This is a genomic window from Roseicella aerolata (assembly GCF_020523605.1).
In the GTDB taxonomy this organism is placed as follows: Bacteria; Pseudomonadota; Alphaproteobacteria; order Acetobacterales; family Acetobacteraceae; genus Paracraurococcus; species Paracraurococcus aerolatus.
In genome coordinates this window covers 99,951-121,566 of sequence record NZ_JAJAQI010000009.1, presented here as the reverse complement: position 1 = coordinate 121,566, position 21,616 = coordinate 99,951, and the positions used below count along the sequence as shown (strand labels likewise).

Annotated in this window: 18 protein-coding genes; 12 read left to right on the top strand and 6 right to left on the bottom strand. The window is 70.3% G+C overall.

Annotated elements, in window-relative coordinates; genetic code table 11:
* Window positions 1–50 precede the first annotated feature (50 nt).
* Both LHA35_RS08100 and LHA35_RS08095 read right to left on the bottom strand, forming a co-directional pair.
* Complete coding sequence (locus LHA35_RS08100; RefSeq protein ID WP_226606794.1) at window positions 51–794, bottom strand: SDR family NAD(P)-dependent oxidoreductase; 744 nt, start codon at window positions 792–794, stop codon at window positions 51–53.
* Between the two features lie 206 nt (window positions 795–1,000).
* A complete protein-coding gene (locus tag LHA35_RS08095) occupies window positions 1,001–1,978 on the bottom strand; it encodes a TRAP transporter substrate-binding protein (RefSeq protein WP_226606792.1) in 978 nt (325 codons plus the stop codon).
* A gap of 119 nt (window positions 1,979–2,097) precedes the next feature.
* Here LHA35_RS08095 and LHA35_RS08090 point away from each other — a divergent pair, with 119 nt between their 5' ends.
* The 4 genes from LHA35_RS08090 (at window position 2,098) to LHA35_RS08075 (ending at window position 6,383) form a co-directional block, all read left to right on the top strand.
* A complete protein-coding gene (locus LHA35_RS08090; protein ID WP_226606789.1) occupies window positions 2,098–2,865 on the top strand; it encodes an SDR family NAD(P)-dependent oxidoreductase in 768 nt (255 codons plus the stop codon).
* A gap of 17 nt (window positions 2,866–2,882) precedes the next feature.
* A complete protein-coding gene (gene hisD, locus LHA35_RS08085) occupies window positions 2,883–4,196 on the top strand; it encodes a histidinol dehydrogenase (protein WP_226606787.1) in 1,314 nt (437 codons plus the stop codon).
* A 191-nt stretch (window positions 4,197–4,387) separates the two neighbouring features.
* Window positions 4,388–5,260: an isocitrate lyase/PEP mutase family protein gene (locus LHA35_RS08080; protein ID WP_226606784.1), complete on the top strand. Its 873-nt coding sequence runs from the start codon at window positions 4,388–4,390 to the stop codon at window positions 5,258–5,260.
* A 22-nt stretch (window positions 5,261–5,282) separates the two neighbouring features.
* Window positions 5,283–6,383 carry an alpha-hydroxy acid oxidase gene (locus LHA35_RS08075; RefSeq protein ID WP_226606781.1) on the top strand — a complete coding sequence of 367 codons (1,101 nt, stop codon included), beginning with the start codon at window positions 5,283–5,285 and terminating at the stop codon, window positions 6,381–6,383.
* A gap of 26 nt (window positions 6,384–6,409) precedes the next feature.
* Here the strand turns inward: LHA35_RS08075 and LHA35_RS08070 are convergent, their stop codons facing one another.
* The gene (locus LHA35_RS08070; protein WP_226606778.1) at window positions 6,410–7,576 is read right to left on the bottom strand and encodes an acyl-CoA dehydrogenase family protein; all 1,167 of its coding nucleotides are present in this window, start codon (window positions 7,574–7,576) and stop codon (window positions 6,410–6,412) included.
* An 82-nt stretch (window positions 7,577–7,658) separates the two neighbouring features.
* Between LHA35_RS08070 and LHA35_RS08065 the strand changes: the two genes are divergently transcribed.
* A complete protein-coding gene (locus LHA35_RS08065; protein WP_226606774.1) occupies window positions 7,659–9,833 on the top strand; it encodes a N,N-dimethylformamidase beta subunit family domain-containing protein in 2,175 nt (724 codons plus the stop codon).
* Window positions 9,834–9,837: 4 nt separating this feature from the next.
* Window positions 9,838–12,471, top strand: coding sequence for an aminopeptidase N (pepN, locus tag LHA35_RS08060; protein ID WP_226606773.1), 2,634 nt, complete (start codon window positions 9,838–9,840; stop codon window positions 12,469–12,471).
* A 69-nt stretch (window positions 12,472–12,540) separates the two neighbouring features.
* On the opposite strand, the gene LHA35_RS08055 is transcribed toward pepN, so the two are convergent.
* The gene (locus LHA35_RS08055; protein WP_226606771.1) at window positions 12,541–13,497 is read right to left on the bottom strand and encodes a tripartite tricarboxylate transporter substrate binding protein; all 957 of its coding nucleotides are present in this window, start codon (window positions 13,495–13,497) and stop codon (window positions 12,541–12,543) included.
* A gap of 196 nt (window positions 13,498–13,693) precedes the next feature.
* On the opposite strand from LHA35_RS08055, the gene LHA35_RS08050 reads away from it, so the two are divergent.
* From LHA35_RS08050 to LHA35_RS08035, 4 genes are all read left to right on the top strand, one after another.
* Window positions 13,694–14,533, top strand: a complete 840-nt coding sequence (locus tag LHA35_RS08050; RefSeq protein WP_226606769.1) for an amidohydrolase family protein — start codon at window positions 13,694–13,696, stop codon at window positions 14,531–14,533.
* A 13-nt stretch (window positions 14,534–14,546) separates the two neighbouring features.
* Window positions 14,547–15,269 (top strand): hypothetical protein, encoded by a 723-nt coding sequence (locus LHA35_RS08045; RefSeq protein WP_226606767.1) that lies wholly within the window; start codon window positions 14,547–14,549, stop codon window positions 15,267–15,269.
* Window positions 15,270–15,302: 33 nt separating this feature from the next.
* Complete coding sequence (locus tag LHA35_RS08040) at window positions 15,303–16,154, top strand: phytanoyl-CoA dioxygenase family protein (RefSeq protein ID WP_226606765.1); 852 nt, start codon at window positions 15,303–15,305, stop codon at window positions 16,152–16,154.
* A gap of 391 nt (window positions 16,155–16,545) precedes the next feature.
* Window positions 16,546–17,550 carry a VOC family protein gene (locus LHA35_RS08035; RefSeq protein WP_226606763.1) on the top strand — a complete coding sequence of 335 codons (1,005 nt, stop codon included), beginning with the start codon at window positions 16,546–16,548 and terminating at the stop codon, window positions 17,548–17,550.
* Between the two features lie 110 nt (window positions 17,551–17,660).
* Here the strand turns inward: LHA35_RS08035 and LHA35_RS08030 are convergent, their stop codons facing one another.
* Window positions 17,661–18,641, bottom strand: coding sequence for a Bug family tripartite tricarboxylate transporter substrate binding protein (locus LHA35_RS08030; RefSeq protein ID WP_226606761.1), 981 nt, complete (start codon window positions 18,639–18,641; stop codon window positions 17,661–17,663).
* Window positions 18,642–19,062: 421 nt separating this feature from the next.
* Between LHA35_RS08030 and LHA35_RS08025 the strand changes: the two genes are divergently transcribed.
* Entirely contained in the window at window positions 19,063–19,944 is an 882-nt protein-coding gene (locus LHA35_RS08025) for a Bug family tripartite tricarboxylate transporter substrate binding protein (RefSeq protein ID WP_226606757.1), read from the top strand.
* 76 nt (window positions 19,945–20,020) lie between these two features.
* On the opposite strand, the gene LHA35_RS08020 is transcribed toward LHA35_RS08025, so the two are convergent.
* The gene (locus tag LHA35_RS08020; RefSeq protein WP_226606754.1) at window positions 20,021–20,440 is read right to left on the bottom strand and encodes a DUF3597 domain-containing protein; all 420 of its coding nucleotides are present in this window, start codon (window positions 20,438–20,440) and stop codon (window positions 20,021–20,023) included.
* Between the two features lie 212 nt (window positions 20,441–20,652).
* Here LHA35_RS08020 and LHA35_RS08015 point away from each other — a divergent pair, with 212 nt between their 5' ends.
* Window positions 20,653–21,606: a Bug family tripartite tricarboxylate transporter substrate binding protein gene (locus LHA35_RS08015; protein ID WP_226606751.1), complete on the top strand. Its 954-nt coding sequence runs from the start codon at window positions 20,653–20,655 to the stop codon at window positions 21,604–21,606.
* Window positions 21,607–21,616 lie beyond the last annotated feature (10 nt).

The following is a 21,616-nucleotide window of genomic DNA, read 5'->3' as shown; positions in this document are numbered from 1 at the left end:
CCATTGCCCCTCCCGGTATGGTCGGGCCCGCGGCAGCCGCGCCGGGCGGGTCAGGGCATGTAGCCGCCGCCATTGATGTGCCAGACCTGCCCGGTCACCCAGTCCGCCTTGTCTGAGGCGAGATAGACCGCAAGGTCGGCGATCTCCTCCGGCCGGCCGAGCCGGCCCATCGGCAGCGCCCGGCCCATCGCCTGCAGTTCCTCCTCGGAATTGCCGTAGCGCGGCTGTGCCGTGTCCGTGGTGCCAGGGGCGATGGCATTCACCCGGATGCCGTGCGGGGCAAGGGCCAGCGCCATGGAGCGGGTGATGCCGACCACGCCGTTCTTGGTGGCGCTGTAATGCACGCCGACCGGGGTACCCCGCACCGCCTGGGAAGAAAGATTGATGATGCTGCCGCGGGTGCCGGCCGCGACCATGGCGCGCGCCGCCGCCTGGGCGGTGAAGGCGCTGCCCTTCAGGTTCACGCCAAGCACCCGGTCCCATTCGGCTTCCGTCATGTCCAGGAAGCCGACGCGCGGAAAGATGCCGGCGTTGTTGACCAGCACGTCAATCCGGCCGAGCGCTTCCAGCGTCCCCTGTACGATGGCCTGGCAGCCGGCGACGCTGCCGACATCGCCCTGGATCAGCGCGGCGCGGCGACCGGCGGAGCGCAGCACCGCCGCCACCGCCTCGGCTGCCACCCAGTCATCCAGCCAGTTCACCGCCACGTCGTAGCCGGCCGCCGCGAAGGCGAGAGCGCAGGCCCGCCCGATGCCCTGCTGCGCGCCGGTCACCAGTACCACCTTTTCCGCCATCTCCGTCCCCCGTCTGATGTTGCGGCGCAGTATGCGAAAGCTTCGGATGGCTGTCATGCATGCGCACGGCGCCCCTTCGCGCCTGCGCCTGCAGGAGGGTGGTAGACGAACACGGCCCGGCCATGCCCTGCTGCCGGGCCGCGTCCAGGAATGGTATAGCCCTTGGCCCCCAATGCCGGCGGGCCGGCGGCGCGTGGGCGGTTGCCTCAGCGCCCGCGCGCGGCGCGGTACCGGTCCAGCATCTGCTGCCCCTCGGGTCCGGCTTTGGCCACCCAGTCCTGCGCCTGCTTCGCGCCCACCTCCCGCAACTGGGCCATCAGCGCGGGGGAGGGGGTGGCGACGACCATGCCCTTCTCGGCGAGGCGCGCCGCGGAAGCCCGCTCGGCCTCCTGGGCCATCTGCAGGCCGCGCGCCGCGGCGCGTCCTGCCGCTTCCCGCAGCGCCCGCCGTGTCGGCTCGTCCAGCGCCGCCATGGCGCGCGCATTCACCAGCACCACATTGCGCGCCCGCATGCCACCCACATCGGTGAAGACCCTGGCATAGTCCCAGGCGCTGGTATCGACGCCGGTCTGGGCGGAGGTGAACATCGCGCCGATGATGTTGGTGGCGAAGGCCTGCGCGACCTCCGCCACCTGTACCGTCACCGGCACCGCCCCCATCAGCTCCGCCATCCGCACGGTGATGGCGTTGTAGGTCCGCAGGCGGACCCCGCGCAGATCCTCCACCGAGGTGATCGGGCTGCGGGTGTAGAAGCCCTGGCTCGGCCAGTTCACCCAGTAGAGCGGTTCCAGCCCCTGGCGCTGGAGCCGCGCGCGGATCGGCGGCTCGGAAGCCTCCATCAGCCTGGCGGAGGCGGCCCAGTCCTCGGCCAGGAAGGGCACGCTGTCCACCTCGAAGAAGGGGTCCTCATTGCCGAAGACCGAGAGCAGGATCTCTCCCACCTGCACCTGTCCGGTCTGCACCCCGCGCTTGATCTGCGGCATGGGCAGCAGGGAGGCGTTGCTGTGCAGCTGGATCTGCAGCCCGCCATTGGTCGCCTGCTGCACCTCCTCGATGAACTGGCGGATGTTGCGGGTGTGGAAATTGCTGTCCGGATAGGCATTGGCCATCACCCAGCGGGTCTGCGCAGCGGCAGGCAAGGCGAGGCAGGCGGCCAGCAGCGCGGCCGCGGCAAGGCGGATCATGGACGTGGCTCCCCGGGTTTCGTTCCGGCCAGTCTTGGCGAGCCCCGCCCATGCCGCAAGCCCTGGACCGCGCCGCGGGGCCGTGTAGCCTGCCGCGCCAGGATTCCGATGGGCCAGCCATGACCGACCTCCCCGAGATGCCGAGCTTCCGCCTGGACGGGCGCCGCGCGCTGGTGACGGGCGCGGGGCGAGGTATCGGCCTGGCAGCCGCCGCGGCGCTGGCCGGGGCCGGCGCGGCGGTGACGCTGGCGGCCCGCAGCCGGGACGAGATCGAGGCCGGCGCCGCAGCGATCCGCGAGGCGGGCGGGCAGGCCGACACGCTGGTGCTGGACGTGGCCGACCTGCCGGCGCTCCGGGCGGCGATCACCACCCGCCCGGCCTACCACGCCTTCGTCAACAATGCCGGCACGAACCGCCCCGCGCGCTTCGACCAGGTGACGGAGGAGGATTTCGATGCCGTCATGGCCCTGAACCTGCGCGGATGCTTCTTCGCGGCGCAGGCGGTGGCGCAGCGGATGATGGCCGAGGGGGTGCGCGGCTCCATCATCAACATATCCTCGCAGATGGGCCATGTGGGCGGGCCGAACCGCGGGGTCTACTGCGCCTCCAAATGGGCGATGGAGGGCTGGACCAAGGCGATGGCAATCGACCTGGCGTCTTTCGGCATCCGGGCCAACACCATCGGCCCGACCTTCATCGAGACGCCGCTCACCAAGCCCTTCTTCGAGAATGCGGCGTTCAAGGAATGGGTGCTGTCCAAGATCAAGCTCGGGCGCCTGGGGCAGGTGCAGGACCTGATGGGGGCGGTGGTCTTTCTCGCCTCCGATGCTTCGGCGCTGATGACCGGCTCCGCCATGCTGGTGGATGGCGGCTGGACGGCGGAATAGGCAGGGGAAACGGTATTATGGCACGCTGGTTGAAGACAAGCATCTCCGCCGAGGACAAGGCCGATGCCGACGCGAAGGTCCGGGCGACGGTGGAGGGATTGCTCGCGGATATAGCGAAGCGCGGCGATGCCGCAGTGCGCGAGATGTCGGCAAGGTTCGACAAATGGGACCGCGCCGACTACCGGCTGACCGATGCGGAGATCAAGGAGTGCCTGAGCCAGCTTCGCGGCCAGGACCTGGAGGATATCCGCTTCGCGCAGGAGCAGGTGCGGAATTTCGCGCAACACCAGAAGGACGCGCTGAAGGATATCGAGGTCGAGACGCTGCCGGGCGTCGTGCTCGGGCACAAGAACCTGCCGGTGAACTCGGTCGGCTGCTACGTCCCGGGCGGCAAGTATCCGCTGCTCGCCTCCGCCCATATGTCCGTCGTCACCGCCAAGGTCGCCGGCGTGCCGCGCATCGTCACCTGCGCGCCGCCCTATCAGGGCAAGCCGGCCCCGGCCATCGTCGCGGCGCAGCACCTGGCGGGCGCCGATGTCATCTACTGCCTCGGCGGCGTACAGGCCGTCGGCGCCATGGCGCTCGGCACCGAGAGCATCGCCCCCGTGGACATGCTCGTCGGCCCCGGCAATGCCTTCGTCGCCGAGGCCAAGCGGCAGCTCTATGGCCGGGTAGGCATCGACCTCTTCGCGGGTCCCACCGAGACGCTGGTCATCGCCGACGAGACGGTGGATGCGGAGCTCTGCGCGACCGACCTGCTCGGCCAGGCCGAGCACGGCCCGACCAGCCCCGCCATCCTGCTGACGGACTCGGAGAAGCTGGCGCGCGAGACCATGGTGGAGGTGGAGCGGCTGCTGGCCATCCTGCCGACCGCCGAGACCGCCCGCCAGTCCTGGCGCGACTATGGCGAGGTGATCGTCTGCGACAGCCTCGAGGAGATGGTGCGGGAGGCCGACCGCATCGCCTCCGAGCATGTCCAGGTCATGACCCGGGACGATGACCATTTCCTGAAGAACATGACCAATTACGGCGCGCTCTTCCTCGGGCCGCGCACCAATGTCTCCTACGGCGACAAGGTGATCGGCACCAACCATACCCTGCCGACGCAGAAGGCGGCGCGCTACACGGGCGGCCTCTGGGTTGGGAAATTCCTCAAGACGGTCACCTATCAGCGGGTGCTGACCGACGAGGCCAGCGCCATGATCGGCGAGGCCTGCTCGCGGCTCTGCATGCTGGAAGGCTTTGTCGGCCATGCCGAACAGGCGAATATCCGCGTCCGTCGCTATGGCGGGCGCAACATTCCCTATGCAACGGCAGCGGAGAAGCGCTGAAGCCGGCTGGCGCGGCTTCACGCGCGCACCGGTGGTGCTACACAGGGCGTAACAGCTTCTCGGGGGAAGGGTCCAGATGGCGAGTTGCCGCCTCGGCATCATCATGGAGGATGCCACCAGCCGCATCGGCTCCACGCAGCATCTGCGGAGGGGCCTGATCGCCATCCGACGGGCGATGGACGCCTGAGCCGATGAGCAGCATCACCGATCGCCGCGCCGCCTTCCGCGCCATCCTGGGCGGCAGCGCCTGCATCCACCCGGCCTCGGTCTATGATCCGATGTCGGCGCGGATCGCCGAGGATCTTGGCTTCGAACTCGGCATGTTCGCCGGCTCCACCGCCTCGCTGACCATCCTCGGTGCGCCGGACCTGATCACCATCACCCTCACGGAGTTCGCCGAACAGTGCCGGCGCATCTGCCGCGCGGTGAAGCGCCTGCCCGTGCTGGTGGATGCCGATCATGGTTATGGCAATGCGCTGAACGCCATGCGGACGGTGGAGGAGGTGGAGACCGCCGGCATCGCCGGCATGACGCTGGAGGACACCCTCCTGCCGCGGCCGTTCGGCGATGGCCGGCTCACGCTGATCAGCCTGGAGGAAGGGCTGGGCAAGGTGAAGGCAGCGCTCGCGGCGCGCGACGACCCCGCCTTCAGCATCGTGGCACGCACCGGCGCCGTCTCGGTCACCGGCCTCGCGGACGCCGTGGAGCGCACCAGGGCCTATACCGCGACCGGGGCCGATGCGCTGTTCTACACCGGCATCAGCTCGGCGGCCGAGCTGGATGCGATCGCCGCCGTCGCCACCAAGCCGATCATCCTGGGCGGTGCGGAGGGGCCGGAGCTCTCCGACCGCACCTACCTGGCCGCCCGCGGCGTGCGCATCGCGCTGCAAGGCCATCAGCCCATCCAGGCGGCGCAGCGCGCTGTCTTCGAGACGATGCAGGCGCTGCGCGAGGGCACGCCGCCGAAGCAGCTCCAGGGCATGCCGCAGGGCGAGCTGATGGCGCGGGCGACGCGCGGCGCGGACTACAAGCGCTGGACGAAGGACTTCCTCGGCGGCGGCTGAGGCGAAGAGGGAACGAAGAAGAATGGTAAGCCAGACCGAGGGCGCCTTCCTGACGTTGCATGAATTCGTCAAGGAAGCGAAGGGGCGCCTGAGCCCGGGCAATTGGGATTACCTGGTCGGCGCGACCGAGACCGAGACGACGATGCTGCGCAACCGGATGGCGCTGGACAGCGTCGCCTTCCGGCCGCGCGTGCTGCGCGACGTCTCCTCGATCGACCTTTCCGGCCGCTTCCTGGGCCGGAAGATCGCCCTGCCGGTCATGCTGGCGCCCGTCGGCGGCCTCGAGAATTTCGATCCGGAGGGCGGCGCGCCCGCCGGCCGCGCGGCGACAGCCTTCGGCGTGCCGATCATGGTCTCCTCCGTCTCCATGCCGGGGCTGCAACCCATGGCCGAGGCGACGCAGGGCGGCAGCAAGGTCTTCCAGCTCTATGTGCGGGGCGATTTCGACTGGATCGCGGAGATCACGCAGCAGGCGATCGAGGCCGGCTACGATGCCTTCTGCATGACGGTGGACACCGCCATCTACAGCCGGCGCGAGCGGGACATCGCCAAGCGCTTCGTCAAGCCCTGGCGGCAGCGGGCGACCGGCCAGCATTTCCAGGCGGCGCTGAACTGGGACGATGTGAAGCGCTGGAAGGACCGCTTCCCGAAGATGCCGCTGGCTCTGAAGGGCATCGCTACCGCCGAGGATGCGGCGATCGCCTGCGAGCATGGCGTGGAGGTGGTCTATGTCTCGAACCATGGCGGGCGGCAGCTCGACCATGGCCGCGGCGCGCTGGATGTCCTGCCGGAGGTGGTGAAGGCCGTGGATGGCCGCGCCAAGGTCTGGATCGATGGCGGGTTCTCGCGCGGCTCGGACATCGTCAAGGCGATCGCCATGGGGGCGGAGCTGGTCGGGCTCGGCCGGCTCTACTGCTATGCCCTGGCCGCGGCGGGGGAGGCAGGCGTGGCGCAGATGTTCCACCTGCTGGAGGCGGAGGTGCATGAAGTGCTGGGGCTGCTCGGCGTGACGAGCTTCGGCCAGCTCGACGCCAGCTACCTGGCCGCGGCAGCGCCGGTTGTCATGCCGCATGTGCACAGCGCCTTCCCGCTGACCAATCTCAGCGATCCCGGCTATCGGTAACAGGAGGAGGGGGCGCGCTCGCCCCCTCAGTAGCTCTTCGGCAGGCCCAGCACCCGTTCGGCGATGTAGCAGCAGATCAGGTTGGGGCTGACCGGCGCGATCCAGGGGATCATCGCTTCCCTGAGGAAGCGCTCCACATGGTATTCGCGGGCGTAACCGAAGCCGCCATGCGTCATGATGGCGTTCTGGCAGGCCTTCATCGCCGCCTCCGCCGCCAGATATTTCGCCGCATTGGCCTGGGCGCCGCACTCCATCGCCTGATCATACCGCCAGGCCGCCTGGAGCGTCATCATCCAGGCCGCCTCCAGCGCCATCCAGTCCTGCGCAAGGGGGTGCTGCACCGCCTGGTTCTGGCCGATGGGCCGGCCGAACACCACGCGCTCCCGCGCATACTCCGTCGCGCGTTTCAGCGCGGCGCGGCCGATGCCGATGGCCTCGGCCGCGATCAGCACGCGCTCCGGGTTCAGCCCGTGCAGGATGTAGCGGAAGCCCTTGCCTTCCTCCCCGATCCGGTCCTCGACCGGCACTTCCATGTCGCTGAAGAAGATCTCGTTCGAGTCGACGGCCTTGCGGCCCATCTTCTCGATCTCGCGCACGCTGGCCCGCGTCCGGTCGAGCTTCGTGTAGAACAGGCTGATGCCGTCGGCAGGGCTGCGGCACTGCTCGATCGGCGTGGTGCGGGCCAGCAGCAGGATGGTGTCGGCCACCTGCGCCGTGCTGATCCAGACCTTCTGGCCGTTCACGATGTAGCGGTCGCCGCGCCGCTCCGCCCGGGTCTTGAGCCGCGTGGTGTCCAGCCCCGTGGTCGGCTCCGTCACACCGAAGCAGGCCTTCACCTCGCCGCGCGCGATCGGCGGCAGCATCCGCGCCTTCTGCTCCTTCGTGCCGTGCACCACCACCGGATGCAGGCCGAAGATGTTGAGATGCACCGCCGTCGCGCCCGACATGCCGGCGCCGGAAGCGGCGATCGCCTCCATCATCAGCGTCGCCTCGGTGATGCCGAGGCCGCTGCCGCCATGCTCCTCGGGGATGCAGATGCCGAGATAGCCGGCCTCCGCCACCGCGCGGTGGAAGTCGTGCGGGAAGCCGCCCTCCCGGTCCTTCTGCAGCCAGTAGGCTTCGTCGAACCGGGCGCAGAGCGCCGCGACGCCCTCGCGGATCGCCTGCTGCTCCGGGCTGAGCGCAAAATCCATGGGTGGTCTCCTCCTGGTCCGCAGGCTTGCGCCGGCGATGCCGGCTGGTCAACCTGCCCCTGGAACAGCAGGGGGATGCGCCATGGTCGTGCCGCTGATCGGGTATCTGGACCGCTTCTCGGCCCGACCGGGGGAGCGGCTGGAGGTCAAGGTCTCCTCCCAGCTTGGCATCCCCTACCAGGCCGACTTGGTGCGGGTGCGGCATGCCGACCCGAATCCGGCGGGGCCTGGAATGCGGCTGGTCCCGGTGCCGGCGCCCTGGGCCGGCGAGTACCCATCCGTGGCCAAGCCTGTCCCGAGCGGGTCCCTGGGCCGCGCCGCCGGCCGGCTCGCCCTGGGCGAGTGCTTCACCTTGCTGGTCCGCGTGGCACCCTGGCTGCCGCGGGAGGCGCCGCAGGTGGTGCTGGCCATCACGGGTGAGGGCAGGGCGGTGACGCTCTCGGTCACCAGCGCCGGCTTCGCGGTGGAGGCGCGGCATGGCGCCGCCGCCGCCCGCTGCGCGACCGCCGCCCCACCGCAGCCGCGCCGCTGGTACGAGTTGGCGGTCACGGTCGGGGAGGGCCGGCTGACCCTTTCGCAGCGCCCGTTGCAGCGCGTCTGGGGTGCGACGGATGACGGCGCGGCGGAAGCGGCGCTGCCCATGGCCGACTGGTCCGGCGAATCCGCCGTCACCTTCGCCGCCGCGCCGGATGCCACCGCCCATTTCAACGGCCGCATCGAGGACCCGCTGCTGCTGCGCGGCACGCCGGGCGTGACGCTGGAGGACCCGGAGGCCCTGCTCGCCTCCGGCCGCGTCGCCGCCTGGTGGGATTTCTCACAAGCCATGGAGGGCGAGGCGATCCTCGAGCGTGGGCCTGCCGCGTTGCACGGCAGCCTGACCAACCTGCCCGCCCGCGCGGTGAAGGGCAGCCGCTGGACCGGCGCCGAGCATGTCTGGCGCCACGCGCTGCGGCATTATGCCGCGATCCACTTCCACGAGGACGACCTCGAGGACTGCCGCTGGGCCACCGACTTCGCCGTGCCGATCCCCAAGGACATGCCGAGCGGCGTCTATGCCGTGCGGCTGCGCGCCGGGGACCATTGGGACATGATCCCCTTCTTCGTGCTGCCGCCGAAGGGCGTGGCGCGCGCGCCCATCGCCTATCTCGCCAACACCTTCACCTGCCAGGTCTATGCCAATTACCGCCGGCCGGAATTCCCGGAGGACCACCGGCGCAAGCGCCAGTCCTGGGGCGCCTTTGACTGGTGCGGCAACCTCGTCACCGCCTATGGGCTCTCCACCTACAACAACCACAGGGACGGCAGCGGAATCCACCTCTCCTCGCGCCTGCGGCCCATCATGAACATGCGGCCGGGCTTCGTCGCGGTGCCGGACCCGGCGGGCTCCGGCCTGCGGCACCTGCCGGCCGACAGCCACCTGACCGACTGGCTGGAGGAGAAGGGCTTCGCCTTCGACGTCATCACGGACGAGGACCTGGACAACGAAGGCCCCGAACTGCTGTCCCGCTACAAATGCGTGGTGACGGGCTCCCACCCGGAATACCACACGCAAGACACGCTGGACGCGCTGCAGGCCTTCGTCTCCGGTGGCGGGCGCCTCGCCTATCTCGGTGGGAACGGCTTTTATTGGAAGGTGGCGCGCCGGCGGGACCGGCCGCACATGCTGGAGATCCGCCGCGCCGAGGGCGGCATCCGCGCCTGGGCGGCGGAGACGGGCGAGTATTACCACCAGCTCGACGGTACCCTGGGCGGTCTCTGGCGGCGCAATGGCCGGCCCCCGCAGGTGCTCTGCGGCGTCGGCTTCAGCGGCCAGGGCAAGTTCGAGGGCAGCCACTACCGCGCCATGCCAGGCGCGGCCGACCCCCGCGCGGCCTGGATCCTCGAGGGCACCGGCATCGTGCCTGGCGAGACCTTCGGCGGCTTCGGCCTCTCGGGCGGCGGCGCGGCGGGGTTCGAACTCGATCGCGCCGACCCGATGCTCGGCACGCCGCCCAATGCCGTCATCCTCGCCCGCTCCGAAGGGCACCAGGACCATTTCGTCACGGTGCCCGAGGAACTGCTGACCCACATCACCACCGTCACGGGCGAGAACCCCGAGGCACTGATCCGTGCCGAAATCGTCTATTTCGAGACCCGCAACGGAGGGGCGGTCTTCTCCACCGGCTCCATCACCTTCTGCGGCAGCCTCTCCCATGACGGCTACGCGAACCCGATCTCGCGTATGCTGGAGAATGTTCTCACCCGGTTCCAGGCATGATGGCATGAAGACCGACACACCCATCACCATCCGCCGTGCCGATTACGCCCCGCCTGCCTACCTGGTGGACACGGTCGATCTCGCCTTCGATCTGGACCCGGCTGCGACCATCGTGCGGGCGAAGCTCGCCCTCCGGCGCAATCCGAAGGCGGCGCAGGATGCGCCGCTGCGGCTGGACGGCGAGGGGCTGGTGCTGCGGGAGGCACGGCTGGACGGTGCGGTCCTGCCGCCGGAACGCCTGCAGCTTGGCGCCGATGGCTCGCTGGCCATCGCCGACCCGCCATCCGCCGGCCTGCTGGAGACCATGGTGCGCATCGCGCCGGAGGCGAACACCGCCCTTTCCGGCCTCTACACCTCGGGCGGCAATTTCTACACCCAGTGCGAGGCGGAGGGCTTCCGCCGCATCACCTTCTTCCCGGACCGGCCCGATGTCATGTCGCGCTACACGGTGACGATCACCGCCGACCGTACCCTCTGCCCGGTCATGCTCTCCAACGGCAACCCGCACGGGTCGGGCCATGCCGAGGGCAACCGGCACTGGGTCCGCTGGGTCGATCCTCACCCGAAGCCCAGCTACCTCTTCGCCCTCGTCGCCGGCGACCTGATCGACGTGCACGACCACTTCACCACGAGGTCGGGGAAGCTCGTCTCGCTCAACATCTGGGTCCGCCGTGGCGACGAGCCCCGCTGCGCCCACGCCATGGACAGTCTCAAGCGCTCCATGGCGTGGGACGAGGAGGTGTTCGGCCTCGAATACGACCTCGACATCTTCAACATCGCCGCCGTCTCCGACTTCAACATGGGGGCGATGGAGAACAAGGGCCTCAACGTCTTCAACACGAAATACGTGCTGGCCAGCCCGGAGAGTGCGACCGATGGAGACTGGCAGGGCATCGAGACCGTCATCGCACATGAGTATTTCCACAACTGGACCGGCAACCGCGTCACCTGCCGGGACTGGTTCCAGCTCAGCCTGAAGGAAGGCCTGACCGTCTTCCGCGACCAGGAATTCTCGGCCGACATGGGCAGCCGCGCGGTCAAGCGCATCCGCGACGTGCGCGGCCTGCGCGCGGCCCAGTTCCCGGAGGATGCCGGGCCGATGGCGCATCCGGTGCGGCCGGACAGCTATATCGAGATCGACAATTTCTACACGCCGACCGTCTACCAGAAGGGCGCCGAGGTCGTCCGGCTGATCCATACCCGCATCGGCCCCGCCGCCTTCCGCAAGGGGATGGATCTCTACATCGCCCGCAACGACAACCAAGCGGTGACGATCGAGGACTTCGTCTCGGCGATGCAGGACGCCTCCGGCATCAACCTCGACGGCTTCATGGGCTGGTACGACCAGGCCGGCACGCCGGAGGTGACCGCGGAGGACCACTACGATTCCGCGACCCGCCGCTTCACCCTGACGCTGCGGCAGCGCACCCCGCCGACGGCGGGCCAACTGGAAAAGAAGCCGCTGCCCATCCCGGTCGCCATGGGTCTGCTCGGCCCGGATGGCACCGAGCTGCCGATGCGGCTGGAGGGGGAGAACACCACGCAATCCGGCACACGCACGATCCTGCTGGAAGGCGCCGAGCAGAGCTTCACCTTCGTGGACGTGCCGGCGCCGCCCCTGCCCTCCCTGCTGCGCGGCTTCTCCGCCCCGGTGAAGCTGAAGGGCGTGCCGCGGGACCGGCTCCGCTTCCTCGCGGTGCATGACTCCGACCCCTTCGTGCGCTGGGAGAGCGGCCAGCAATATGCGGCCTCCGTGATGCTGGAGATGATCGCCGCGCAGCAGCGTGGCGAGGCGCTGGGCTTCGACGAGGCGCTGGCCGAGGCGGTGACCAACACCCTCGCCATGGCCGAGACCGACCCGGCCTTCGCCGCTGAGGCGCTGGTGCTGCCGGGGGAGGGCTTCCTCGCCGACCAGATGGAGGTCGCCGACCCAGTCGGCATTCATCTCGTCCGCCGGCACCTCCGCGCCGAGATCGGCCGCCGCTGCGGCGCCGTCCTCCGCGCTAACTATGACGCGCTGACGGACACCGGCCCCTACCGGATCGATGGGCGCAGCATCGGTCGCCGCGCCCTGCGCAATGCGTGCCTCGCCTATCTCGCCACGGCCGGCGACACCTTGCTCGCCAAGGCGCAGTTCGATGGCGCGAGCAACATGACGGACAGCCTCGCCGCCCTCTCCCTGCTGGCCGACACCATGGGCGAGGCGCGCGAGTCGGCGCTTGCTGCCTTCCACGCGCGCTGGCGCGGCGACGACTTGGTGCTGGACAAGTGGTTCTCCATCCAGGCCATGGCGGCACGGGAGGACGTGATCGAGCAGGTGCGCGCGCTCTACGCTCACACCGACTTCGATCTGAGGAACCCGAACCGCGCCCGCTCCCTGATCGGCGCCTTCGCCAGCGGCAATCCGGCCCATTTCCATGACGCCTCGGGGGAGGGCTACCGCTTCCTCGCCGATGCGGTCATCGCGCTCGATCCGATCAATGGCTCCATCGCCGCGCGGCTGATCGGGCCGCTCGGCCAGTGGCGGCGGCAATCGGAGACCCGCGGCGCGCTGATGCGACGAGAGCTGCAGCGCATCCTCGATATCCCGAACCTGTCCAAGGGCACATTCGAAAAGGCCAGCAAGGCGCTGCATTAGAACATCCAAGGGGGACGCTGTCCCCCTTGGAACCCCTCCCCAATCCGACCTGGACCAATCGGGGCTTGTCTATCCCTTCAACGCGCCGCTCACGGCATCCAGCACGCTGTCCATCGCGGCCTGGAAGCCGGGACCATCGAGGTAGCCATCCGTCTCGCCGGCACGCTCCACGAAGGCCTGCCAGCTCGGCCGCGCCATCGCGGCGCGGAACCGGTCATGCAGATAGGCGACCGCCGCATCGGGCGTGCCCGCCGGCACCACCCAGCCCTTCATGTTCTCGAGCGTCATGTCCCAGCCGAGTTCCTTCAGCGTCGGCACATCCGGATAGGCCGCCGCCCGTTCCGCCGAGCAGCAGGCGAGCACCCGCAGCAGCCCGCCATCGGTCAGGCCACGGTACTCCTCCGGGCTCGCCACCATCAGATCCACCTGGCCGGAGGCGACCGCCTGCAGGCCAGGCGCGCCGCCGGTGAAGGGCACGTGCAGGAGCTCGACCCCCGCCCGCTTCTCCAGCACCACGAACACGGCATGGTAGATGGAGCCGATGCCGGAGGAGCCGTGGCTCACCGCCTGTGGACGCCCCCGCGCCGCGGCCATCGCCTCCTCCATCCTCCGGTACGGACCATCGGCGCGTGCCAGGATGAACATCTGCTGCCGCATCAGCCGGATCACCGCGCGGAAGCTGCCGCGCGCGTCATAGGGCAGGGCGCGGAAGGCCGGGATGCTCGTGCTCTCGCTGCCGCCGCCCATCAGCAGTACATGGCCGTCCCCCTGCATGGCCGCCACCTGCTGCGCCGCGATGGTGCCGCCGGCGCCCGGCCGGTTCACCACGACCAGCGGCTGCGGGATCAGTGGCTGCGCCGCCTCGATGATCGCCCGCGCGATCAGGTCGGCGCCGCCGCCCGGGGCGAAGCCGATGATGCACTGGATCGGGCGTGTCGGCACCCAGGGCTGCGCCTGTCCCGTGCGCACCCGCGCCAGGACAGGCGCGGCGGCAGCTCCCGCCATCAGCGAGCGGCGGCTCGGCATGGTGTTCCCTCCCGTTCTGCATTGGCGTCAGCATAGCCCGGCCGCCCGGTCTGGACAGCGGCGGCGCGCTCGCTTTCACTCGGCCCGGGAGCTTGCAGGCTGGCGCCGGGCCGGCGGTGATCTTTCGTGAGTCCAACTCAGAAGAATGCAGTCCCGGCACTGCCGGCCGCGGCCTGCCGGGGCGGAGGACGCGTCCATGCCTGACCTGCCGCGCCTGCCCGTGCCGCCGGGCGCCTGCGACACCCATATGCACATCTACGGCCCGCCAGGGCGCTATCCTCTCGCGCCCACCGCTGCCAAGGCGCCGCCATTCCACGCTGATCTGGCGGCCTGGCGGGCCGTGCTGGCGCGGCTCGGCCTCTCCCGCACCGTCGTGGTGCAGCCATCCGCCTATGGCGCCGACAACCGCTGTACCCTGGACGCTGTCGCCGCCCTGGGCGAAGCGGCGCGTGCCGTCGTCGTCGTCATGCCCGAAACGCCGGAGGCCGAGCTCCGCCGCCTGCACGCCGCCGGTGCCCGCGGCGCGCGCTTCTTCATGATGCAGGGTGCCCCGCTGGGCTGGGAGGCGCTGGCGCCCGTCGCCGCCCGCATCGCCCCCCTCGGCTGGCATGTGCAGTTGCAATTCGACGGCACGGACCTGCCGGATCGGGAGGCCATGATCCGCGCGCTGCCCTGCGACGTCGTCATCGACCATGTCGGCCGCTTCCACCCGCCGGTCCCGCCCGACCGGCCGCAGGTGCAAGCCCTGCTGCGCCTACTGGGGACGGGGCGGGTCTGGATGAAGGCGAGCGCGCCCTACAACACCTCGCTCAGCGGCCCGCCGCTCTATGACGATGTCACCGCCATCGCCCGTGCCGCCATCCGCGCCGCGCCCGGGCGCATCCTCTGGGCCAGCAACTGGCCGCATCCGAACCCGCCCGGCTATCCGATCGAGGAGGCGGAACTGCTCGACCTGCTCGGCCATTGGGCGCCGGACGAGGCCACGCGCCGGCGCATCCTGGTGGACAACCCCGCCACCCTCTACGGCTGGACCTGAAGGAGGCACGATGATGGAGACGGCGCTCATCGAGGCGCGCTTCCGCGGGCCGGCAGGCCTCGGCAATGGCGGCTATGTCGCGGGCCGCATGGCGGCCCTGCTCGGCGCCCAACCCGCCGAGGTGACGCTTCGCCGCGGCTGGCCATTGGATGTCCCGCTGCGGATCATGCGGGAGGGCGGCGCGGTGCAGGCGCTGGATGCGACCGGCACCCTGATCGCCGAGGCGCGCGAGGCGGCGCTCGAACTGGTGCCGCCCGCCCCGCCGACGCAAGCGGAGGCCGCCAATGCGACGCGCTGGTTCCTCGAGAGCCCCTTCAGCCACTCCACTGGCCGGTGCTTCGTCTGCGGCTCCGCCTGGCCGCAGGGTGTCGGGCTGCGAGTCTTCACGGGCCGCGTCGCCGGCCGTCCCGGCCTCGCCGCCGCGCTCTGGCGACCGGCCCCTGCTTTCGCCGGCGAGGACGGCGCCGTCGCTGCGGAATACCTCTGGTCGGCGCTCGACTGCGCCGGCTCCTTCGCCTTCACGGTCGGGTCGGCGCCGCAGGGCATGCTGCTCGGCCGCATCACCGGCCGGCTGGACGGGCGCGTGGTGCCGGACGAGCCAGTGGTGGTGCTTGGCTGGCAGATCGCGCGGGAGGGGCGGAAGCTGCATGCCGGCACCGCGCTCTTCGGCGCGGATGGCGGGCTCCGCGGCCTCGCCCGCGCCCTCTGGATCACCCCTCTGCCCGTGGCAGGCTGATTGCTAGGCTCCTGCCGGGCAGAGGAGGCAGGAATGGGCAGGATCCTCTCGGACGACCAGGTCGCCGCCTACCGGCGCGATGGCTATGTCTCGCCGTTGCGCGCCGTGGATGCGGTGCAGGCCGGGCGCTGGCACCAGGATGTGCTGCGATGCTGCGCGGAAGCGGCGCGGCCGGAATCGGGGGCCGGGCTGCGCCAGCCCTCGACGCGGGTGAAGCCCTACCTGCTGTTTCCCTGGGCGGCGGAGATCGTCCGGCACCCGGCGATCCTCGATGCGGTGGAGGACCTGGTCGGGCCGGACATCCTGGTCTTCCACACCACACTCTGGTGGAAGGCGGCGGGCAGCGAGGGCTTTGTCCCCTGGCACCAGGACGGCACCTATTTCGGCCTGGCGCCGCATGCGCATGTGACCGCCTGGCTGGCGCTGACGCCGAGCACGGAGGAGAGCGGCTGCGTCACCGTGCTGCCGGGCAGCCATCTTCATGGCCAGTTGCCGCATGCCGACCGCAAGGATCCGCGGGTGATGCTCTCCCGGGGTCAGACCGTGACGGCGGAGGTCGAGGCGGCGAGGGCGGTGCCCATTCCGCTCTCGCCGGGCGAGTTCTCGCTGCATGATACGCTGGTGCTGCATGCCTCGGCGCCGAACCGCGCCGCGCATGACCGGATCGGCCTTGGCATCAGCTACATCCCGACGCGGGTCAGGCATGTCGGCGCCACGCGCCTCTCGGCCACGCTGGTCCGGGGCGAGGACCGCCATGGCCATTTCGATCTGGAGGCAGCCCCGCGGGCCGAGGCGGATGCGGCGGCGCGCGCGGTGCATGCCGACAGCATCGGCCGCTTCCGGATGGCCAGCGAGAGCATCCCCGAGATGTCGCTGGTCCACTGAAGCACGGGCCGGGCCCAGGGGGCGCTTGACCCCTGGCGGGGGGAAGGGCAGGGGGCAAGCCGGCCCAAGCATGCGACGGCGCCCGGCATGCCCACCACGTCATGCGGGGCAATCTCCGCGGGTCTCATGGCCGCCCCCTCCGTCGCCGCGGGTCCATGGTGCTGCCCGCGCATGGGGCGGCTCCATCTGCATCCTGCCTCGTCGGCCGACCCACCGGCCTCGTGCCGTTTGGTTCTATTTCGGGCGGGCCTACAGGGGACTGCGCTCATATCTGAACGCCCATCGGCTGGTGCCCGTGCTTTTTGGAGCAGAGTCTCGCGCCCGGGCGTTCGCGCCCGTCCCCGATCCGCTCTAGCATGCCGGCAAGGCAAACCAACCAGGGAGCGGAGCCATGGCGGTCCAGGCGCTCGGCTATGTCGGTGTCGAGGCGAGCGCCCCGGAGGACTGGGCCGGCTTCGGCACGGCCTTCCTCGGCCTCATGCTCGCCGAGCGTAGCGCGAGCCAGCTTGTATTTCGCATGGATGACCGGAAGCAGCGCTTGGTGGTGCTGCCGGGGGCGCGCGACGGCGCCCGCTTCTTCGGCTGGGAGGTCGCCGATGCAGCGGCGCTCACGGCCCTTGCGGCGCGGCTGGAGGCGGCTGGGATGCCGGTCGCGCGCGGCGACCGGGCGCTCGCCGACCAGCGCCGCGTCGCCGAGTTGATCGTCACCCGGGACCCGCTCGGCAACCGGCTGGAACTGGTGCATGGCGCCGAGAGCAGCACGGAGCCATTCCGGCCGGGGCGCTGCATCAGCGGCTTCCGCACCGGCGCGCTCGGCATGGGGCATGCGGTGCTGACGGTGCCACGCATGGCGGATGTGCTGCCCTTCTACCGGGACCTGCTCGGTTTCCGAATCTCGGACTATGTCGCCAGGCCCTTCCACGCCTCTTTCATGCATGTGAACCCGCGGCACCACTCCTTGGCGCTGATCGAAACCGGGCAGTCCGGGCTGCACCATCTGATGCTGGAACTGTTCAACCTGGATGATGTCGGCCAGGGCTATGATCTGGCGATGCTAGAGGAGGGCAGGGTGGCGACCACTCTTGGCCGCCATGCCAACGACTTCATGACGAGCTTCTACGCCCACACACCCGGTCGCTTCATGGTGGAGTATGGCTGGGGGGGACGGCAGGTGGACCCCGCCAGCTGGCAGCCCGTGGAGATGCATTCCGGCCCGAGCCTTTGGGGCCATGAGCGCAATTGGGGCAGCCCGGAGATGCGGGCGGAGGCGCGCGGGTTGAGGCTGAAGGCCGCGGCGGCGGGGGAGCGGGCACCGGTGCAGGTCCTGCCCGGCAACCACACCCTGATGCAGGGTGAGTGCGCCTGGTGGGACCAGGTGAGGAGCGCGGCGGAGTAGTTCCGGCGCGCTCGCCACCCCTGCAGCGGAGTGCCTTCCAAGCTGGCCATCACTCTGCTGTAGATCCTTTAGGACGGGGCAGATTCACGCCCCGTCGCGGTCTCTGGCCCTCAATCCACCCGGATGTTGTTTGCCTGGATGATCTCGCGGAACTCCTCGCGGTGGCGGCGCAGGAACTCGGCGAAGTCCGCGCCCTCACGGTGCTGCGGCTGGAAGCCGATGCGCGCGAGCTGGTCGCGCACCTCCTGAGTCGCCAGCGCCTTGCCGGTCTCCTCGGCCAGGCGCTTCACCACATCCTCCGGTGTCCGGGCAGGGACCATGTAGCCGCCGAAGGCGCCCACGTCATAGCCTTCGATGCCGGGCACGCGGGCCAGCGGCATCACCTCCGGCGCCAGTTCCGTGCCGTTGCGCAGGGAGACCCCCAGCGCCCGCACCTGGCCCTGGCGGAACAGCGGTGCGGTGGCGGCCAGAGTCTCGATCGCGAAGTCCACCTGCCCGCCGGTCACGGCCGTCAGCCCCGGCGCGCTGCCCTGGAAGGGCACATGCACCGTGTCGAGCTTCGCCTTGGCGAGGAACATCAGGGTGATGAGATGCGCCGCGGCGCCGGTACCGGAGGTGGCGTAGGTGTACTTGCCCGGCTCGGCCCGCACCTTGGCCACGAACTCCTCCGCCGTGCGGGCGGGGAAGTTGTTCCGCACAATCAGCACATAGGGCGAGATGCCGATCTGCGCGACGGGCGTAAAGTCCTTCTCCGGATCATAGGGCGTGCGCTGCACCAGCGGCGCCGTGGTGATCGGGCCGGTGGAGGCGGCGAGGATGGTATAGCCATCGGGCGCCGCCTTCGCCACCAGATCGGTACCGATCATGCCGCCGGCGCCGGCCCGGTTCTCCGGCACGATGGGCTGGCCCCAGAGTTCGCTGATCTTGGTGGCGGTGATGCGGCCCATCAGATCCGTTGCCTGGCCGGGCGGCCAGGGGACGATCATTCGCACCGGGCGGGCCGGATAGGCCGCCTGGGCCCGTGCAGGCGCTGGCAGCAGGGCGGGCGCGGCAAGCCCGCCTGTGGCGAGCAGCAGGGTACGACGTTGCATTGGGACGTTTCCCGTGTTGGCGGTGGCCCATGTGGCGCGGCGATGACACGGCGCCAAGCACCCTGGTGGCGAATTCAAGCCGTCGGCGGACCAAAATCCGCCGATGCGCCCCGAATCCGGTGCTGCCCGGTTGATCTGCCGTCGCCCCTCCCTGCCGAAGGCATGGGCGAAGGGACGGCATGCCTGGCCGGGCAGGCGGGCATGGCCTTGGCCCGCATCGCGCAGCTTCGGCGTGACATCGCTACCAACGGACAAGCATGATGATGGCGAACCGGACGGCACGCGGTCCTGCCGCGGCACGCCCGGACCAGGGAGGCCATCATTTATGAACCGCCGGACCATCCTCGGCGCGGCTGCCGCGCTGCCCTTCATACCCCGTCCCGGGCTTGCCCAGGCACCGGCGCCCTGGCCGGCACGCCCGATGCGCCTGATCATTCCCTGGCCGCCGGGCCAGTCCACCGACATCCAGGGGCGCCTCGTCGCGCAATGGCTGTCGGAGCGCCTGGGCCAGACCGTGGTGCCGGAGAACCGGCCGGGCGCGGGCGGGCAGATCGGCACCAATGCGGTCGCCAAGGCCGCGCCCGATGGCTACACGCTGCTCTCGGCCTCGATCGGACCCGTCACCTTCCAGCCGTTGGTCGCGCGCACGCCCTATGATGTGGAGCGCGAGCTGGCGCCGGTCACCACCTTCGGCATCGCCCCGTTCCTGCTGCTGGTGAAGCCCGACTTCCCGGCACAGGACCTGCGCAGCTTCCTCGCGCTGGTGCGCGCCAATCCGGGCAAGTTCACCCATAACTCCTCCGGCGTCGGCGGAGCGCAGCATTTGTTGACGGCGCTGTTCAATGCCAAGGCCGAGCTTGATGCCCTGCATGTCCCCTTCCAGGGCAGCGGTCCGGCGCTGGCCGCGCTGCTCGGCGGGCAGGTGGATTACGGCATCGACACGCCGGCCGCTGCCTGGCGGCTGGTGCAGGAAGGGCAGCTCCGCGCGCTTGGCCTGACCACGGCGAAGCCCTCGCCGCTGGTGCCCGGGGTGCCGCCGATCGCCCAGGCGGGCGGCCCGCCGGATTACGACATCGGCGGCTGGAACGGGCTGATGGTGCCGGCCGGGACGCCCAGACCGATCATTGATCGCTTGGTCACCGAGATCCATGCCGGCCTGGCGACACCCGGCCTGCGCCGGCAGTTCGAGTCGGTCGGGGTGGAGGTGGGCCCGCTCGGGCCGGAGCCCTTCATGGCGATGCTGCGCGACCTGTGGGGCAGCTTCGGCGCGCTGATCCGGCAGTTGGGCATCCGGGCGGAGTGACGGCAGGGAAGGGGATAGGCGGGGGAACGCCTGGAGCCGATCGCGGACGGGCGTGAACGCCCGTCCGCGATTTGCGCTAGCGGCGCAATTCTTCCGGCACCCGCCCGCCATTCTGCGCCAGCTTCTGCATGACCTGCCGGTGCAGCCAGATGTTCATGCTGGCGGAATCCGACATGTTGCCCTGGTACTGCAGTTCCTGGGCGAGTTGCTTGCGCGCTTCCAGGCTGCTGTCGAGGCCGAGCAGCTTCATCAGATCCACGATCGAGTGCTTCCAGTCGAGCCGCTGCGGTGCCTGGGCCGCCATGCCGTCGAGGATGCCCGCGACATCGACATCCTGCATCGCCGCCGGGCGGCCGGCGGTCGCCGCATCGTCATGCGCGCCGGGCGGGGGCGGGGAGCCGCCCTGGGCCGCCGCCTCGGCCGGCGGAGTCGCTTCGGGTTGCGCCGCCTCGCTGCGGCCCATGATCTTGGAAAGGATGCTGCCGAATATGCTCATGGCGGATGCTCCGGGAAAAACCAGCGGTTGGACGGCCTTTCCAACTCTGCTGGCCTAGCCCGGTTCGCCGCCAAGCCCAGATCACCGGCGCGTCATCCCGCGCCAAGGCGCGCTGCACAAATGCGTCGGACAGCGGCGCATGATCCTCCGCCTTGCGCCCTGCCGCGTGAGGCGGGAGGATTGCCCCAACAACGAACAGGGAGGGACGCGGGATGCGCCACATCATGCTGGGGCTCGTGCTGGGCGTGGCGCTTGCCATGCCGGCCATGGCGCAGGAGCGGACCATCCGCCTGGTCAGTGGCTATGCCGCGGGCGGCGCCTCCGACCTGGTCGCGCGGCTGACCGCCGAAGCCGTCGGGCCTCTGCTGGGCGCCCGGGTGGTGGTCGAGAACCGCACGGGCGCGAACGGCACCATTGGCGCCGCCGAGGTGGCGCGCAGCGCGCCGGACGGCAACACGCTCTACCAATGCCCGATGAGCCCGCTGGCCATCGCGCCGCAACTCCTCGGTGCCAGCCTGCCGGTCGATCCGGGGGAGGCCCTCGCACCCATCGCCAATCTTGCCCTCTCCTCCTACGGCTTCGTGGTGGCGGCGAAGGGGCCCTATGCCTCGGTGCAGGACGTGCTGGCGGCGGCACGGGCGCGGCCGGGGCAGGTGAGCTTCGGCAGCGCGGGCGTCGGCTCCGCCCAGCACCTCTCGGGCGAGTTGCTGAAGCAGAAGACCGGGTTGCAGATGGTGCACATCGCCTATCGCGGGGCAACGCCGGCGGTCGTGGACATCCTCGGCGGCCGGACCGATTTCATGATCACCAACCTGGCCGATGTGGCGCGCCAAGTGCAGGACGGCGCGCTGCGGCTGCTGGCCCTCGGCGATTCCGGCCGCTCCCCGGTCTTCCCGGAAGCGCGGCCGCTGGCCGAGATCGTGCCCGGCTTCGACGTCACGGGCTGGTTCGGCATCTGCGGCCCGCGCGGCATGCCGGCCGAGGTCGCGGGCCGGCTCGAGGCGGCGCTGCGCCAAGCCATGGCGGGCGATGCGCTGCCGAAGCGGCTGGCCGAGAACGGCCTGACGCCGCTCTTCGAGGATGCTGCGGCGCTTGCCCGCCGGATCGAGAGCGACCGGCAAACCTGGCGGGGGGTGATCCAGGCCGTCGGAGTGCGGGCGGAGTAAGCTCCGGACA